Below are 14,647 nucleotides of genomic sequence, written 5' to 3'. Positions count from 1 at the left end.
CACAGCGACCACCCTAAGCTCTTGCCGACGCCGGATCGTCGCGACGGGCGATCGGACGGCACGCTGAATGGATAGGGTATGCGCATGACAGACAAGACTTCCGGTTTCCGCACTGCGGTTGTCCCCGCGGCCGGACTCGGAACGCGGTTTCTGCCTGCGACCAAAACGGTGCCCAAGGAACTGCTGCCGGTAGTCGACACGCCCGGCATCGAACTGGTCGCCGCCGAGGCCGCGGATTCCGGTGCCGACCGTCTCGTGATCGTCACCTCGCCGGGCAAGGACGGCGTGGTCGCCCACTTCGTCGAGGACCTCGTCCTGGAGAGCACCCTCGCCGAGCGCGGCAAGTTCGCGCTGCTCGAGAAGGTGCGCAAGGCGCCGGGCCTGCTCGACGTCACCTCCGTGGTGCAGGAGGAGCCGCTCGGTCTCGGTCATGCCGTCGCCCAGGCCGAGCCCGTCCTCGACGCCGACGAGGACGCGATCGCGGTGCTGCTGCCCGACGACCTCGTGCTGCCGTGCGGTGTGCTCGAGACGATGAGCCGGGTCCGTCGTGAGCGCGGCGGCACCGTGCTGTGCGCGATCGACGTGCCGAAGTCGCAGGTCAGCGCCTACGGCGTGTTCGACGTGGAAGACCTGGCCGAGGGCGCGGAGGCCGATGTGCTCCGGGTGCGCGGCATGGTCGAGAAGCCCGACCTGGCCGACGCGCCGTCGACGTTGGCCGCCGCCGGTCGCTACCTGCTCGACCGCGCGATCTTCGACGCCCTGCGCCGCATCGAGCCCGGCGCGGGCGGCGAGTTGCAGCTCACCGACGCCATCGCCCTGCTCATCGCCGAGGATCACCCGGTCCATGTGGTCGTCCATCGTGGGTCGCGCCACGATTTGGGCAACCCGGGCGGTTATCTTCGAGCTGCCGTCGATTTCGCCCTCGAGCGGGACGAATACGGGCCGCAACTGCGCGAGTGGCTGAAGTTCCGGCTCAGCCCGGAATGGGACCCGCAAGCGCCGGTCGCGTAAAACGATGGGAACCGGCGAAGCCGTCGCCGATACACACAGGAGCTCGATGCGCTCGGTTGAGGATCAGCTGATCAAGGTCACCGCGGCAGCGGTCGCGCCCCGGCCGGTCCGGGTGGCGATTTCCGAGGCCCAGGGTTTGCTGTGCGCCGAGGACGTGGTCACCGAGCGGCCGCTGCCCGGCTTCGACCAGGCCGCCATCGACGGCTACGCGGTGCGCAGTGTCGATGTGAGCGCCGCCGGTGCCGAGGTGCGCGACGAAGAGGGCGAACTCATCGATCTCACGCTGCCGGTGGTCGGCGAGGTGGTCGCGGGTTCGCGTCAGCCGATCCGGCTGCAACCGAGGCAGACGGTGCGCGTCGACACCGGCGCGCCCATGCCGACGCTGGCCGACGCGGTGCTCCCCGTCGACTTCACCGACGGTGGCCGGGCCAGGATCAAGGTGTTCGAGCCGGTCCGCTCCGGCGATTACGTGCGCCGCGTGGGCGACGACGTACAGCCCGGTGACGTGGCGGTCCGCGCCGGAACAATCATCGGCGCGGCCCAGGTCGGCCTGCTCGCCGCCGTCGGCCAGGACAAGGTGCTTGTGCATCCGCGCCCCCGGCTGTCGGTGATCTCCATCGGTGGCGAACTGATCGATATCGACCGCACACCCGGCCCCGGCCAGGTCTACGACGTGAACTCATACGCGCTGGCCGCCGCCGCACGTGACGCGGGCGCCGACGTGAACCGGGTGGGCATCGTCAGCGCCGACCCGCGCCGCCTGCGCGATGTGGTCGAAGGTCAGCTGGTGCGCTCGGAGGTCGTGGTGATCGCGGGCGCGGTCGGCGGCTGGGCCTCGGAGCAGGTGCGCGAGGCGCTCGACGGGCTGGGCGAGCTCGAAGTGGACCGGGTGGCCATGCACCCCGGGTCCGTCCAGGGCTTCGGCCGGCTCGGGCGCGACGAGGTGCCGACCTTCCTGCTGCCGTCGAACCCGGTGAGCGCGCTCGTGGTGTTCGAGGTGATGGTGCGGCCGTTGATCCGCATCGCACTCGGGCGGCGTCAGCCGATGCGCCGAATCGTCAACGCGCGCACCATCACTCCCATCACCTCGATGCCGGGCCGCAAGGGCTATCTGCGCGCCCAGTTGTTGCGCGACGAGGCCACCGGTGACTACCTGGTGCAGCCGCTCGGCAACGGCAACGGCGGCTCCTCGCATCTGCTCGCGACGCTGGCCGAGGCCAACAGCCTGATCGTGGTGGAACCCGACGACACCGATTTCCGCACCGGCGACGAGGTGCGGGTCGCGTTCCTGGCGCAGCGCGGCTGAGAAGTGGAGTCCATGAACGTCTTCCGGGCCGGACAGCATCCCGGGTGGCCTGCTCGTCTCGGTCCGGTGATCGTGGCGGGCGGCCAGGTCACCTTGCGGCCGGTGCGTTTTCGCGACGCCGCCGCCTGGAGCCGGATCCGGCTGCGCGACCGCGACCACCTCGAACCGTGGGAACCGACCGGCCGCGGCAGTTGGGAGGCGCGCAACCACGCCTCCAACTGGCCGTCGCTGTGGACGAGCCTGAAGGCCGAGGCGCGGCGCGGGGCGATGATTCCGCTGGTCATCGAGGTCGACGGCCAGTTCAGCGGGCAGCTCACCATCGGCAATATCGTGCGCGGGGCGCTGCGGTCGGCCTGGATCGGGTATTGGGTGGCCAAGGATCTGGGCGGCCAAGGGGTGGCGACGGCGGCGCTCGGGCTCGGGCTCGACCACTGCTTCGGGCCGGTCGGCCTGCACCGGGTGGAAGCCACGGTGCGGCCGGAAAACCTTGCCAGCCAAGCCGTTCTGCGCAACGTCGGGTTCCGGGAAGAGGGTTTGCTGCGTCGTTACCTCGACGTCGACGGCGCCTGGCGTGATCATCTGCTGGTGGGCTTGACTGTCGAAGAGGTCATGGGCACCGTCGTAGATCGCCTGGTCAGGGAGGGTCGAGCGGCGCTGCCGTGAAAATTCTGTTACTCATGTGGCAGGTGTGCACGGCGCGCCTGCCACACGGGCGCGCGTGCCCGAATTAACCTACGGACGTCGGTAGTGCGTCCACGGATGGACAACACGTTGGCGGGGACGGGAGGTGATGACCGCGATGCCTAATTCGATCCTGTGGATCGGACTGGTCGTTCTGTGGGTATTCGTCCTGTTCCCGATCCTCGCGGACCGGCATCCCCGGATCCGCCGCACCACCGACGCCGCACTCGCCACGCGCGTGCTGCACCGTGGCGGGGCCGAACGACGGATTCGCATCGGGGCGGCGGGCGGACACGAGAGTGACCCCGACTATCGCCCCCGTGTGCTGACCAAGCGCCCCCACCGTACCGATTCGGAGGATCGGATGACGACCGATGAGCCCGTCACCGAAGGCGATGACGAAAAGCCCACCGTCACAGCAGAACTCGACGACATCGAGCACGGCCCCGACGAAGAACCCGACAACGACGCCGAACTCACCGCCACCGAGGCCGACGACGCAGCGGCCGAACCGGATTCGGGCGAGGCCGTAGTGGAGGAGCCGCCGGTCTCGGCGCGCATCCCACCCGCACCACCCGCCCGCCTCGACGACCTGCCCGAACCCGCCGCGCTCGACGACGACGAGGACTTCGTGCCGTCGCGGCGCGGACGCGGCGGCTACGACCCCGAGGCCGACGCCATCGCCCGCGCCGCCCGCTACAGCTTCCGCCAGCGCGCGGTGCTCGGCCTCATCGTCGCCGTCATCCTGTTCGCGGCCTTCGGTCTGCTGCTGAACTCGATGTTCTGGTGGGCCTGCGGCCTGTCCGCCGCCGTGCTCGCCGGCTACCTGGCGTACCTGCGCAAACAGGTGCACGTCGAGGAGGAGATCCGGCGCCGCCGCATGGCCCGCCTCGCGCGCGGCCGCACCCGCGAAACCACCACCGCCACCCCCGAAGCGGCCACCACGCGACGCACCATGGACCGCGACACCGCCCGCGCCCTGCGCCGCCGCTCCACCCTGCTCGACACCGACGACGAGGACCCGATGTTCGAACACCTCGAAACCTTCGACCCCGCCACCGCCCGAGCCCTACGCCACCGGGTCACCGACCTCGGTCGAGCCGTCGGCGAATAACCGGCAAAACAGCAGGTCAGCACACCGATTCGGTATCCGGCCGCACCGCCTGATACAGTGTCACAGCGCGGTTCGCCAGAGCCGCACGGGGCTATAGCGCAGTTGGTAGCGCGTCTCGTTCGCATCGAGAAGGTCAGGGGTTCGATTCCCCTTAGCTCCACAACAAGTGCAGGTCAGGCCGGGTTCTGAGAAGTCATCGGAGCCCGGCCTGACTCGTTTTCCCCATTAACTCCCCACAAATTGCCTGGCGTCCTCCGCGTGGGTGAATTCGGGCCGCTAGCCTGCTGGTATTCGCACCCATCGCGTTCCCAGCATGGCCGCATCACTCCTCTGGGTCGGATCACAGTCGCCGTCAGTCTCCAGCGGGCTCGGTTGGATCGATTGATGAGTTGGATCCTGCATCTGGCGTTCACGCGCCGCGTCGGCCACCATAGGGACCTGCGCCGCAGTGCACTGGCCGCCAACGTGAGTTGTCGATCGGCGACGTCTCCGAGTTCTGCTATGAGCTGTCGGCGTGAACCGACGCCAAGTATTTCGGTGCACCTCTCGGCGACGGGCGAGGGTTCAGAACCGATGCCGGTCGTTGACGGTTGCGTGGAACACTGGCTGGTTCTATCGGCGATCTGTGGCGTCACTCAGCGGTGAAAGCTGACGTCGCCTCGGACCTGAGGATTTCCGCATCGGCGAATTTGACGTCCTGATGTTTGTTGCGCATGGTGTTCTGCTGGCGTGGTGCACAATCTGGTGTATGGCACGGTTTCTGCCCGAGGGGGAATCGCTTCTGGTCCGTACGGACTTCACCGACGACACGGCCTGGGCCCAAACCCTCGCGGCAGTGATCGCGTCCTACGACGAGGACACAGAGACAGGGCTGACCCCCGTCGACGATGTGAACTTCAATGGGCTGACCGCCACCGAACTGGCGGACCTCGTCGACGGCCAGACCTATGTGTTCCTCGCCGACACCACCACGATGACCGACCCTGAACACCCACTGCTGGCGGTCGATACTAGCGATGCGGATGCCCGAGGGGACTGCGACGGGGTCTTCCGAATCGCGCCGTTCGCGATGGCCGAGGTCGAGGTCAACTTCTTCCTCTCCAACATGGACTTCGAGGACTACGCCAACAGCGTCGACGACGACGGTGTATTCCGCGGCTTCGATCGGTGAACCTGACCGGCACTCGGGACCGACCACAGGGCCATCCCCTCACAGCAGCTATAGATGGACTCGCCCCTTGCAGTGCGACAAGTGGGCCGGTACCAGCTGCACGCACTTCAAGCGTTGCGGTAGCAGGCCGCCACCGGCAACAATCCAGGCACACGCCAACGATGCGGTCTTCTGCGCAGCGTCCCGGTGACGTCATATTTCACCGATCGGATCGGTCTGATCTCATGCTGGACGCCGACGGAATCCACCGATAAGTCGTGTCACTATTCGCTGGCATAACCACACTGGCACGTCCACTCATGACGCCCAAGGAGTTCGATGAACGAGATCGGTTCGCTTGCAGGGGCCTTTGTGTCCGTGTGCTTCGAGAGGCTGAGGGCAGAGGGTGCGATCCCCACGTCTACCTCCCATCGGCATCTTCAGGCCGGTCTCGACTTCGAAGAGCTGCCTCTGCGAGAGCTGCCGGAGTATGCACGGCTTGCAGAAGCGGTCCTCGCGGCGGCTCCGGACACCAACTGGCATGGTGAATCGGAGTCGATGACCTCCTGGTTGCTGACCAGCTTCTTGGAGTTGTGCGTGCAGGAATGCTCCTACGCTGGTTCATATGACCCGCTCGGGCCAGAAGTCTCCGCCGCCATCGTGCAGCTGACGGATGTGCTGTCCGGACAGCCCTACGACATGGTGTTGGCGCGCCAGATCTCTCACCTGGTGCCGGCGTCGGGGAGTGAGATCGAGATCAACGGCGTTGTGATCGTGCCTGAGGGAAAGGGCTACCTGAACTATCGAATCCTGAAGGAGATCCCCGATGCCGACCATGCCTGGAAGCGGCATCTTACCCAGACGTTTCGGCCTCCACATGCCTTGTTGATGGTGCGCGAGCAGGTAACAGGCCTCGATTACTTCGGAGCAGGCGACCTCGAGCGCAAGTTGGATCGGTTTCAACTCGGTGTCAGTCTGTTGACCGGTGCCAATGTCCAAGGCATGTATCAGGTATTCGGAGCGAGTAGCCGGATATCCGCCCAGCCAGCTTCTCTCGAACTTCTAGCCCGGAACTCTCACGTCACGACGACGCGTCGAACCGCACGCCTCGATGGGAGCGAAGGTCCGGCGATCGCCGCGCTGACCGATCTGGTGGCTGATGCCCGATCGAAGACCGTTGGCCCGGACACGTGGCTGAGTTCCTTCGGGGAGGCGCTCAAGAGGTTCGCCAACCTGGACGACACAACCGGATACGGTGAACAGATCGTGGATCTCGCTACCGCCTTGGAAGGGGTGGTTCTGGGCACGAACGAGGGTGAAGGTCTTACTCTTCGACTGTGTACCCGCGTCGCTGCCGTGTTGGCACACGATGATGATCCGGCCGCCGTTCTCTTCGAGGAGCTGAAGCAGCTATACAGCTTGCGATCGAGCATCGTCCACGGCGGTGAAGTCTCGGTGAGGTCACTCAACGGCAAACTCCGCGCGATGGAATGCGTACCGAGTCAGGACGAGGAGAAGAACACCCTGGTGCGGCTGGGGTACGCCGTCGACCGGCTACGCGACATCGTTCGCCGGACAATTCTTGCCCGCATCTGTCTGGCACGGGGCGAGGAGCCCCCATGGCCGTTCGACGAAAAAGGCAAGACTGGCGTCGTCAAGGTCGACTCGGTCCTGGCCGACGACACGATGCGTGCGGCCTGGCGCGCATATTGGCGTGACATGCTGGATTCGCTAGGCGCGGGTGCCGCGGCCCGGCGGGCCGCCCCACCGGTGTTTTCCCTGACCAGTGACGACCGCTGAGCATCACATCGGCTCCTCTCAGACAGCCTGTAGGGGGCGAGACGCCGGCGCGCGCTTTGCTCGCCATTGCATAAATCCGGTGATCAGGAGTGGTGGGAGGGAGCCGAGTGGCCGGACATAGCATCAGCCCAGTCAGCGCGGGAGGCGTGCTGGTCGGGCTTCGTGGTAACTCGGGCTCGGGCAAAACGACCGTGGCACGCGCAGTACAGCAACGATTTGCGCGCGCAAGCTGCCTGGTTGTTGCGCAGGATGTGGTCCGGCGGACGATGCTTCGTGAGACCGATGCCCCCGGCGCGGTGAACATCGACCTGATCGAGCATGTCGCTGCTTTTGGGCTGGCTCGTGGGCTGATCGTGATCGTGGAAGGCATCCTCGACGCGGACCGGTACGGCGAGATGCTCGAACGTCTCTCGGTGTCAGCGGGATCAGCGATGTTCTACAGCTTCGACCTGTCCTTCGCAGAGACCGTCCGGCGGCACGCGAGCAGGCCCCAAGCACAGGAATTCTCGCCGACCCAGATGGGGCAGTGGTACCACAGCTGGCAACCGTTGACGTTCGTCGACGAGGTCCGCATCGATGCGAGTTGGCAGCTCGAGACAGTCGTTGATCAGATCGTCGGCGACATCTGTGCCGCAGGCCTTTTCGATCAACAAGCTGCGCGATGCCAAGGCGCGACGGGTGGAACCTCCCCGCCGGCCTCGGCGACGCCTCGGCGCGTGACCGTCACCGAAGCGGAGTAGGTCAGGCGTCAAGATCCACGGGTGTGCTGCCGATGGCGCGGTCGAGGACGTTCGCCGCGGTCCGGTGTGGGCGTCCTCGCGCCATGTAGTACCGCTGGGTCATCGCCACGTCGACATGGCCGAGGACATCGGCGGTGACTCGCGCGGACAGGCCCGCGTCGTCGAGGATCGTGGCCACGGCATGCCGGAAGCTGTGCGGGGTGATGTCCTCGGCGAAACCTAGCGCTTCCCGGACACGCTGCCACGCGTGACCGACGTTCTGGGGGTCACGCAGGGTCCACACCGCAGAGGCAAACACCAGATCCAGGTCCTCGACCCCGGGCTTCGGCGGCGATGATTTGCGCCTGGCTGCCATCGCGTCTTTGCGCTGTTTGAGCATCGCCACAGCGAACTCTGGCAAGGCCATGATCCCGGTGTGGTTTTTCGGGTCATCGTCGTCGGTGACCCGGACGAGTCCCTTGCCGGCGACCCGGACGACTTTGCCGACGGGGTGCAAGGTTGCTTCGTCGAGGTCGATGTCGGACCAGACCAGCCCGAGCATCTGGGAGCGCCGTAGCCCGGTCGCGGCGTAGAGGGTGATGACGTCGGCGAGGTCGGCGCCTTCGCAGTAGGCGGCGACCGTGGGCGGGGTGTAGGCCTTGACCGGTGTGCCCCGCTCGCGTTCGGCCTTGGACAGCTTGCGCGGACACGGGATCTGCGAGGTGCGCACCGAGGACAGGATGAAGCGCAGCTCGTCGACGGTCAGATCACCCGCGCCGCCGGTGCGACCCTTGGCTTCGACGTTCTCGGCCATCCGAGCTTCGCGCACCGGGTTCACAGCGAGGGCTGTCCTTGCGCACGCGAACCGGAACATGCCGGAGAGCACGTTGCGTGCGGTGCGCATGTTCGACGGGCCTCGGGCGTGGCCCACGTCCTTGAGGAAGGCTTCCACCGTCGCGGTGTTGACCTCGAAGAGTCGTCTGCCGCCGAAGGCACTGTCGAAGGTCTTGGCGGCCTCGTCGTAGCGGCTGAGGGTGCCCTCAGCGCGACCGAGGGAAACCAGGTGGTCGCGGTAGTGGTCCCACAGCTGCTTGACGGTGATCGAGTCCGACAGCTCGTCATCGAGATCGACACGGATGGCGACGGCGGCGGCCATCACCGCGTCGAGAGCGCGTTGGCCGCTGCGGTCGGGTAGTGGTCGGCCTTGAGCGCTGAGCTTGATCGGGGAGAATCGGACGACCTCGCGGCGGCGGCCCGAGGTGTCACGGATATAGATGCGTGCCTTCCAATGGCCGGGGGCTATCTCGGTGAGCATCGGCTTGCCGGGTACCCCGAGAGGCCTAGGTGGTCTACCCCGGCTCACCGTCGTGCTCGGGTGGCTCGCCGCCCGAGTTCGCCAGAGCGGATTCGAGTTCGTCTATGTCCCAACGGAATTCCCTCCCAACTCGGATAGGTTTGGGTAGCCAGGTGTGCTGGCCTGGATGGCGGGCCCAGCGCCGCAGCACTTCTGGGTGGACGCCGAGGTGCTCGGCGGCAGTTCTCGTGTTGACCCACCGACGCAGCGGCGCCGGGGTCGGGTTCGGGGTCGAAGGATCGTCATGCATCGGTGCGGCGCTGGTCGTAGTGGACATCGATCAGCGGTGCGCGGTGCAGGCCGCCGTACCTCAGGAGTGCGTGGCAATCGCGGAGAAAACTCGCGTTCTTCTTCGAGAGGCGGTGGAACGGGCAGTCCCGAAGGCTGTGTGAATCGGAAGGGGGAGTGTTCGAATCGCGGCCATGCGCGCTCATATCCGTGGGCCGGAACTGCCCGCGGTGATGGGCTGCGATGACTCCCGATAGCACCGCGAGAAATCGCTCGCGCAGAGGGAGCAGAGGGAGATGGGTAGTGCTTGCGTGAAATTGCATCGGGCACCTTTCGGCCCGATCAATGACTCTTCCCGTCTCCAGGAAACCTGAAAATGTGGAAGTTCGCCACCAATTTTCTGCTAGCGCTGAGAAATTGGTGCCGACGCTCGCGCACAGCCCGACGACTTCGCCTCTGTGACCGATCACAAGATCCGCCTGGTGCGGCAGCGGTAGTGTCGCCGCCGCACCAGCCGGATGTCGCTGGTGGCTAGTTGAATTCCGGTCGCGGACAAGCCGCCTCAGGCGTGACCGTGATGAGCTGGACGTGGTGGGCGAGCAGCCCGTCGGTCAGTGACAGCAGGTAGGACACCGGCTTGCGGTCGGCATCGTAGGCGTGCAACAGGCACCGTGAATCGCGCCCATAGGAGACGCTCACGCTGGCTGCCCACAGTCGCCGGGCCTCGCTGATCGGTGTCAGAACGGAAACGAGCTCTGCGGCCTGAGCTGCGTTCCGGTGACGGCCCAGGGCGGATTTCAGCATCGCAACCGTCCAGGAGCCTTCGGCTTCGGAGTCGGCGACCACGCTCTTGCCCTGCTCACTCAACATCCACACCGCGATCGAGCTGGTGTCGTCGATACCGGGAAAGACCTCGGCGAACAAGTTGTTGCGCGCCAGCACATTCCAGAACGGGTCGATGAAGGCCGCTGGTATCGCGCGGGATTGGAACAGGTCGAGGTTGAGCATGAGCGACTTCTCGGCTCGGACATACCTGCGCAAGGCATCGGGTGGCGCCAGCGTGATCGCGGGGGCGGCGAGCTCACGAAGATGTGTTGCCATGGCTCTGTCCACGCGCAAGCCGATGATGATCTTCTCGAGCGTGTCGGAAGGCGGCTTGGAATCGCCGCGTTCGAAACGCCCCAGGTGAACGGTGCTGAGGTTGAGCTCTGCGGCTGCTTGGGTCTGGGTGAGGCCGAGATCGTCTCGAATCCATCCGATGGTGGTACCGAGGTCGGGGATCGAGACCTGTGGTCGGTTGGGGGCACGTCGACGTTGACGTCCCTTGTGGGGTCGTGAAACTCGGTCGTTCATTGCATCTCCCCCCCGGGAGGTAGTGACGGAAGTCACAGATTGAGTGGTTTGAACGGAGTATTTCGACTTCGTGACGAGACCAGGTCTACCAGAGGGTGTTTCGGGCGGCAAGTTAGCCTGCAGCTGCCCGAATGGTGGACAGGCATGTTCATGACAACCTCATAGGTAAGGCTACCCGGTGACGATGGGACCGCTGTGGGAGGCGAATTCTGTTGCGCGGTAAGAAACGTTTCTTGATGCGTCAAAGCGAATCTGCTGCACAATCCGCTCTTCCCTAGCTGATCATTTTGTGATCTATCAAAACTCGATCAGTTAAGAACCTAGCGGCCCAAGGGATTTCGTGGCTTGGATGGAAAGTGCAAGCCACTCCATGCATTTTGAGAAAGGACTTCCCTGTGGATCCCATCATGATCGCCAGCTACATCAACGCCGGGCTGGCGCTGCTCAGCAACCTCCTGGCACTGGCCGGCAACGGGCTCAACCTGGCCGTGCACCTGCTGTGAGACCGGCCCCGTAGAGGTACCCCGGCCGGGCGGCAGCCCGCCCGGCTGGGCCTCTCCAAGCGGGCGGCTCGAATTCGTCTGCCGCGCAACGTCAGCGGCACTTCCTGCATCTCAACCCTTCATCGAGAAAGGGTCTATCCGTCATGCCTGAATCACCTTCGACCACCTACTCGAACGCCGAACAACCTCACCTCTGCGCCCGGTTGACTCGCCGCGGCAGCACCTTGCTGCTGGCCGCCGCCATTCCTGTCGCGGTTGCCGTGTCAGCTCCTGCCACGGCCCATGCGAGTGCACCTTCGGCCGCGGTGGCCGACCAGGGCGGTGTCACCAGCCCGGCCCAGCCGGGCACCGAAACGCCCGCTCCGCCGCCGCCTCCTGTCGAACCGGCCCCCGAGCCGGCGCCGGAGCCGTCGCCTCCGGTGTATTACGAACAGCCCCAACAGATTCGCACCGGGCAGGCCCGTCCTGCCCCCGAGGTCGATGAGCCGGTGGAGCCGGTGCGGATCGAGGAACTGCATCTGCCTGTTCCGGTGGAGCCGGTGGCGCCGATCGTGCCGCCGGAGAACACGATCCGGGTAGGGGAGTGGCAGACGCCGAGCCCGGACTGGTTGCCGGTGGAAGTCCGCGACACCATCAACAACACCGCCGCCGGTGCCGAAGCGCAGATCGCGACCGCACTGGACTCGGTCGGTATCCCGGCCGGGCGCTCCGACCGTGTCAGCGGCGCAACCCTGGGCGGCGCCGCTGTAGGCGGTGCGGCCGGTGCGACCGTGCTCGGCGCCCCCGCGGCTGCGGTGGGCGCGGTAGCCGGAGGGCTGATCGGTGGCACAGTCGGTGGAATAGCTGGGGCCGCCGTCGGCATCGTCATCCCGGTTCCCATCATCGGGCAAGTCACCAGCGGAGTGGCGGGTACCGCCCTGGGTGCTGCCGCTGGAGCTGCTGCGGGTGCGGCGATCCTCGGAGTACCGGCCGGTGCCGTCGGCGCGGCGGTCGGCGGAACGATCGGTGCCGGATTCGGTGCCGGCGTCGGAGTCGGCCAATGACCGGCAGCACACGACGTGTCGCGGTCGTTGCTGCCGCGACGGTGGGGGCAGCGCTGTTCACCACGGTCGCACCGGCGCCTCCCGCGGTCGCGGTGCCGATCGACGGGTGCCCGGCGCTGTTCATTCTCGGTGTTCAGGGCACCGGGCAGTCCTCACCGACCGCCGACCCGCTTGCCGACACCGGCGTCGTCGGATCGTTGATCGGGCCGGTCGTGAGTGCGGTACCTGCCCTCGTACAGCGCGCCTACATCGGCTACGACGCGGGATTCGGCGGCATCGTCCCCGGCGGGGGCTCCGACCCGTATGTGTCCTCGGTTTCGGGTGCCCGGGCCAACCTCGACGCCGCGGCACAACAAGTCGCCGAGGCCTGCCCGGACACCATGCTCGCCGGTGTCGGTTACAGCCAGGGCGCCCAGGCGATGGCGAGCTTCGCCCGCGACGTCGGCGCCGGAAACGGGCCGGTCCCCGCCGATCGGGTGGCGGGGATCGCGTTGTATGCCAACCCGGATCGGGGCGAACGCGAACCAGTCTTTCCTGGTCGGCCGGGCCAGACCGTGCCCGATCCCGCACCTGGCACGTCCGGTGCGGCGGTCTCGGCCGTGCAGGTCCTCGCAGCCCCGGCGGGCGGGGCGGGGATCGCGACCACCGGCGACGGCTATGGGGCCGTCGTCGGGCGGGTTGCCGATATCTGCAGCGATGGCGACCTGGCTTGTTCTGCGCCCGGCCAGGCCTCGGTTTTGCGGTTGGGTGCGCAGCTCTTCGCCCAGGCGGATCTGACCAATCCCGCCGCGGCGCTGTCCACGCTGGGCAACGCGTTCACCTCGGCGCTCGGCGAGGCCTGGAACACCGTGGTACTCCACGACTTCCACCTCGGTGTCGGCACGGTCGACTACGCGCCCCAGGCTGGTTTGGGGCAGCGGCTCGTCGATGCCGGTGACCCCCGCGCACCAGTCCCGGATCCCGAGGCGGCAGCGGCACGGTGGAACGAGATCGTCGCGACGGTCGCGGCGAACCCGCTGGTGCTGTTGCCCAGATTGCTCGCCCAACTGTCTGCCGCGTGGGGCCAGCTTGCTGCCGAGAACGCCGAGCTGATCAACCCGGTGACGTGGTTGCGGTTCGCAGACACGGTCGGACGCCACAACGGCTACGCCCTGACCGGACAGTTGAACTCGGGCATCGCCTGGATGATCGCGTTGGCCCACGACATCGCGGGATCACGGTCATGACCGGCGCCGGAGCAGATCCGTTCCGCGCAAACACCGTGATCGGATTCGACAGCCCCGGAACGATCCTGCGCACCCGCGAGGTCATGGTGCCCCACATCGCTGGTCTGCGGCGTGCCTGGCAGGTGATCTACACGACCAAGACCACCTTCGGTATCGCGGTGCCCGCCTCGGGCATCGTGCTGGAACCGACCGCCGCGACCGACAACGCGATCTCGGGGACCCCGGTAGTGGTGTACTGCCCGACCTTTCACGGTCTGGGTGGTCGCTGCGCGCCCTCGCAGTTGCTGGTCGATGGGAACGAACCCGACACCAGCAGCATCGCCGCCGCTCTCGTGCAGGGTTGGCGGGTCGCGGTCCCCGACGGGGTGGGGTTGGGTATCCATGGGCTCGGTCCGCATCATTGGCTGGCCAAGAAGGCCGGCGCCCACGCAGCGTTGGACCTGGCACGCGCGATCAACTCTCAGTCCGACGAGCCGAAACTCGAGGCCCCGGTCGCGGTGTGGGGGTACGCCGACGGGGGCCGTGTCGCTGCCGCGGCCGCCGAGTACCAGACCGCCTACGCCCCCGAACTCGACCTCCGCGCGGTCGCCGCCGGGGCGGTGATCCGCGATCCAGCCTCCTTGATCACCACCCTCGACGGTGGCCCGTGGTCGGGGCTGGCGTTCGCGGGGATGGTCGGGTTGGCGCGGGCGTATGCGCATCTGCCGGTCGATCACCTGCTGACCGACGCCGGCATCCGCGCAGTCCGGGCAGCGTCAGAGGCTGACCTGTCCACGTTGCTGGTGGAGTTTCTCTCGCCCCTGGCCGCCTGGTGTGAGCGCCCGGACCCCTGGAACGACCCGGTCTGGCACTACATCCTCACCCACGAAAATCTCGGTACCACAACGCCATTAGTTCCGGTGCACCTGTATCACGGGTTGCTCGACGGGCTGGTGCCGATCGAGTCCGGCCGCGCACTGTTCGCCGAGTACACCTCCCGCGACGTGGCCGTGTCCTGGTCGGAATTCGACGTCACCCACCTCGGCGCGGCCGACCTCGGAGTCCCCGACGTCCTCACAGCATTCCGTACCGGATTCGCCCGACCACCGCGCCATCACGGCGCGAACCCGACTAACTGACCGGCCTGCCCGCACCACCCCCTCCGGTGCGGGCAGGCATT

General features: G+C 66.7%; 12 protein-coding genes and 1 tRNA gene. 11 read left to right on the top strand and 2 right to left on the bottom strand.

Annotation, left to right across the window (positions count from 1 at the left end; all coding sequences use genetic code 11):
• The first annotated feature begins 84 nt into the window (after window positions 1-84).
• The 8 genes from NCO8_RS20185 (at window position 85) to NCO8_RS20150 (ending at window position 7,802) form a co-directional block, all read left to right on the top strand.
• On the top strand, window positions 85-1,011 hold the full coding sequence (locus NCO8_RS20185; protein WP_067485930.1) for a UTP--glucose-1-phosphate uridylyltransferase: 927 nt from the start codon (window positions 85-87) through the stop codon (window positions 1,009-1,011).
• A 46-nt stretch (window positions 1,012-1,057) separates the two neighbouring features.
• Entirely contained in the window at window positions 1,058-2,317 is a 1,260-nt protein-coding gene (gene glp / locus NCO8_RS20180) for a molybdotransferase-like divisome protein Glp (protein WP_067485931.1), read from the top strand.
• 12 nt (window positions 2,318-2,329) lie between these two features.
• On the top strand, window positions 2,330-2,980 hold the full coding sequence (locus tag NCO8_RS20175; protein WP_067485934.1) for a GNAT family N-acetyltransferase: 651 nt from the start codon (window positions 2,330-2,332) through the stop codon (window positions 2,978-2,980).
• A gap of 136 nt (window positions 2,981-3,116) precedes the next feature.
• Window positions 3,117-4,112: a divisome protein SepX/GlpR gene (gene sepX / locus NCO8_RS20170; protein ID WP_174550350.1), complete on the top strand. Its 996-nt coding sequence runs from the start codon at window positions 3,117-3,119 to the stop codon at window positions 4,110-4,112.
• Between the two features lie 87 nt (window positions 4,113-4,199).
• A tRNA-Ala gene (locus NCO8_RS20165) sits at window positions 4,200-4,272 on the top strand.
• A gap of 588 nt (window positions 4,273-4,860) precedes the next feature.
• Complete coding sequence (locus tag NCO8_RS20160) at window positions 4,861-5,283, top strand: DUF6924 domain-containing protein (RefSeq protein ID WP_067641770.1); 423 nt, start codon at window positions 4,861-4,863, stop codon at window positions 5,281-5,283.
• Between the two features lie 318 nt (window positions 5,284-5,601).
• Window positions 5,602-7,062: a HEPN domain-containing protein gene (locus tag NCO8_RS20155; protein ID WP_157105016.1), complete on the top strand. Its 1,461-nt coding sequence runs from the start codon at window positions 5,602-5,604 to the stop codon at window positions 7,060-7,062.
• Window positions 7,063-7,169: 107 nt separating this feature from the next.
• Window positions 7,170-7,802, top strand: a complete 633-nt coding sequence (locus NCO8_RS20150) for an adenylyl-sulfate kinase (protein ID WP_167353315.1) — start codon at window positions 7,170-7,172, stop codon at window positions 7,800-7,802.
• Between the two features lies 1 nt (window position 7,803).
• Here NCO8_RS20150 and NCO8_RS20145 read toward each other — a convergent pair whose 3' ends face one another.
• A complete protein-coding gene (locus NCO8_RS20145; protein WP_067641767.1) occupies window positions 7,804-9,096 on the bottom strand; it encodes a tyrosine-type recombinase/integrase in 1,293 nt (430 codons plus the stop codon).
• Window positions 9,097-9,894: 798 nt separating this feature from the next.
• The gene (locus NCO8_RS20140; protein ID WP_067641766.1) at window positions 9,895-10,716 is read right to left on the bottom strand and encodes a helix-turn-helix domain-containing protein; all 822 of its coding nucleotides are present in this window, start codon (window positions 10,714-10,716) and stop codon (window positions 9,895-9,897) included.
• A gap of 646 nt (window positions 10,717-11,362) precedes the next feature.
• Between NCO8_RS20140 and NCO8_RS20135 the strand changes: the two genes are divergently transcribed.
• The 3 genes from NCO8_RS20135 to NCO8_RS20125 are packed head-to-tail and all read left to right on the top strand — an operon-like array spanning window position 11,363 to window position 14,606.
• Window positions 11,363-12,262: a hypothetical protein gene (locus tag NCO8_RS20135; protein WP_067641765.1), complete on the top strand. Its 900-nt coding sequence runs from the start codon at window positions 11,363-11,365 to the stop codon at window positions 12,260-12,262.
• On the top strand, window positions 12,259-13,488 hold the full coding sequence (locus NCO8_RS20130) for a cutinase family protein (RefSeq protein WP_067641764.1): 1,230 nt from the start codon (window positions 12,259-12,261) through the stop codon (window positions 13,486-13,488). The genes NCO8_RS20135 and NCO8_RS20130 overlap by 4 nt, the downstream gene beginning before the upstream one ends.
• A complete protein-coding gene (locus tag NCO8_RS20125) occupies window positions 13,485-14,606 on the top strand; it encodes a lipase family protein (RefSeq protein ID WP_067641763.1) in 1,122 nt (373 codons plus the stop codon). The genes NCO8_RS20130 and NCO8_RS20125 overlap by 4 nt, the downstream gene beginning before the upstream one ends.
• Window positions 14,607-14,647 lie beyond the last annotated feature (41 nt).

Source organism: Nocardia coubleae NBRC 108252, assembly GCF_001612805.1.
Classification (GTDB): Bacteria; Actinomycetota; Actinomycetes; order Mycobacteriales; family Mycobacteriaceae; genus Nocardia; species Nocardia coubleae.
Note: the sequence above shows the minus strand (reverse complement) of the source record. Positions and strands in the feature narration are given on the sequence as shown.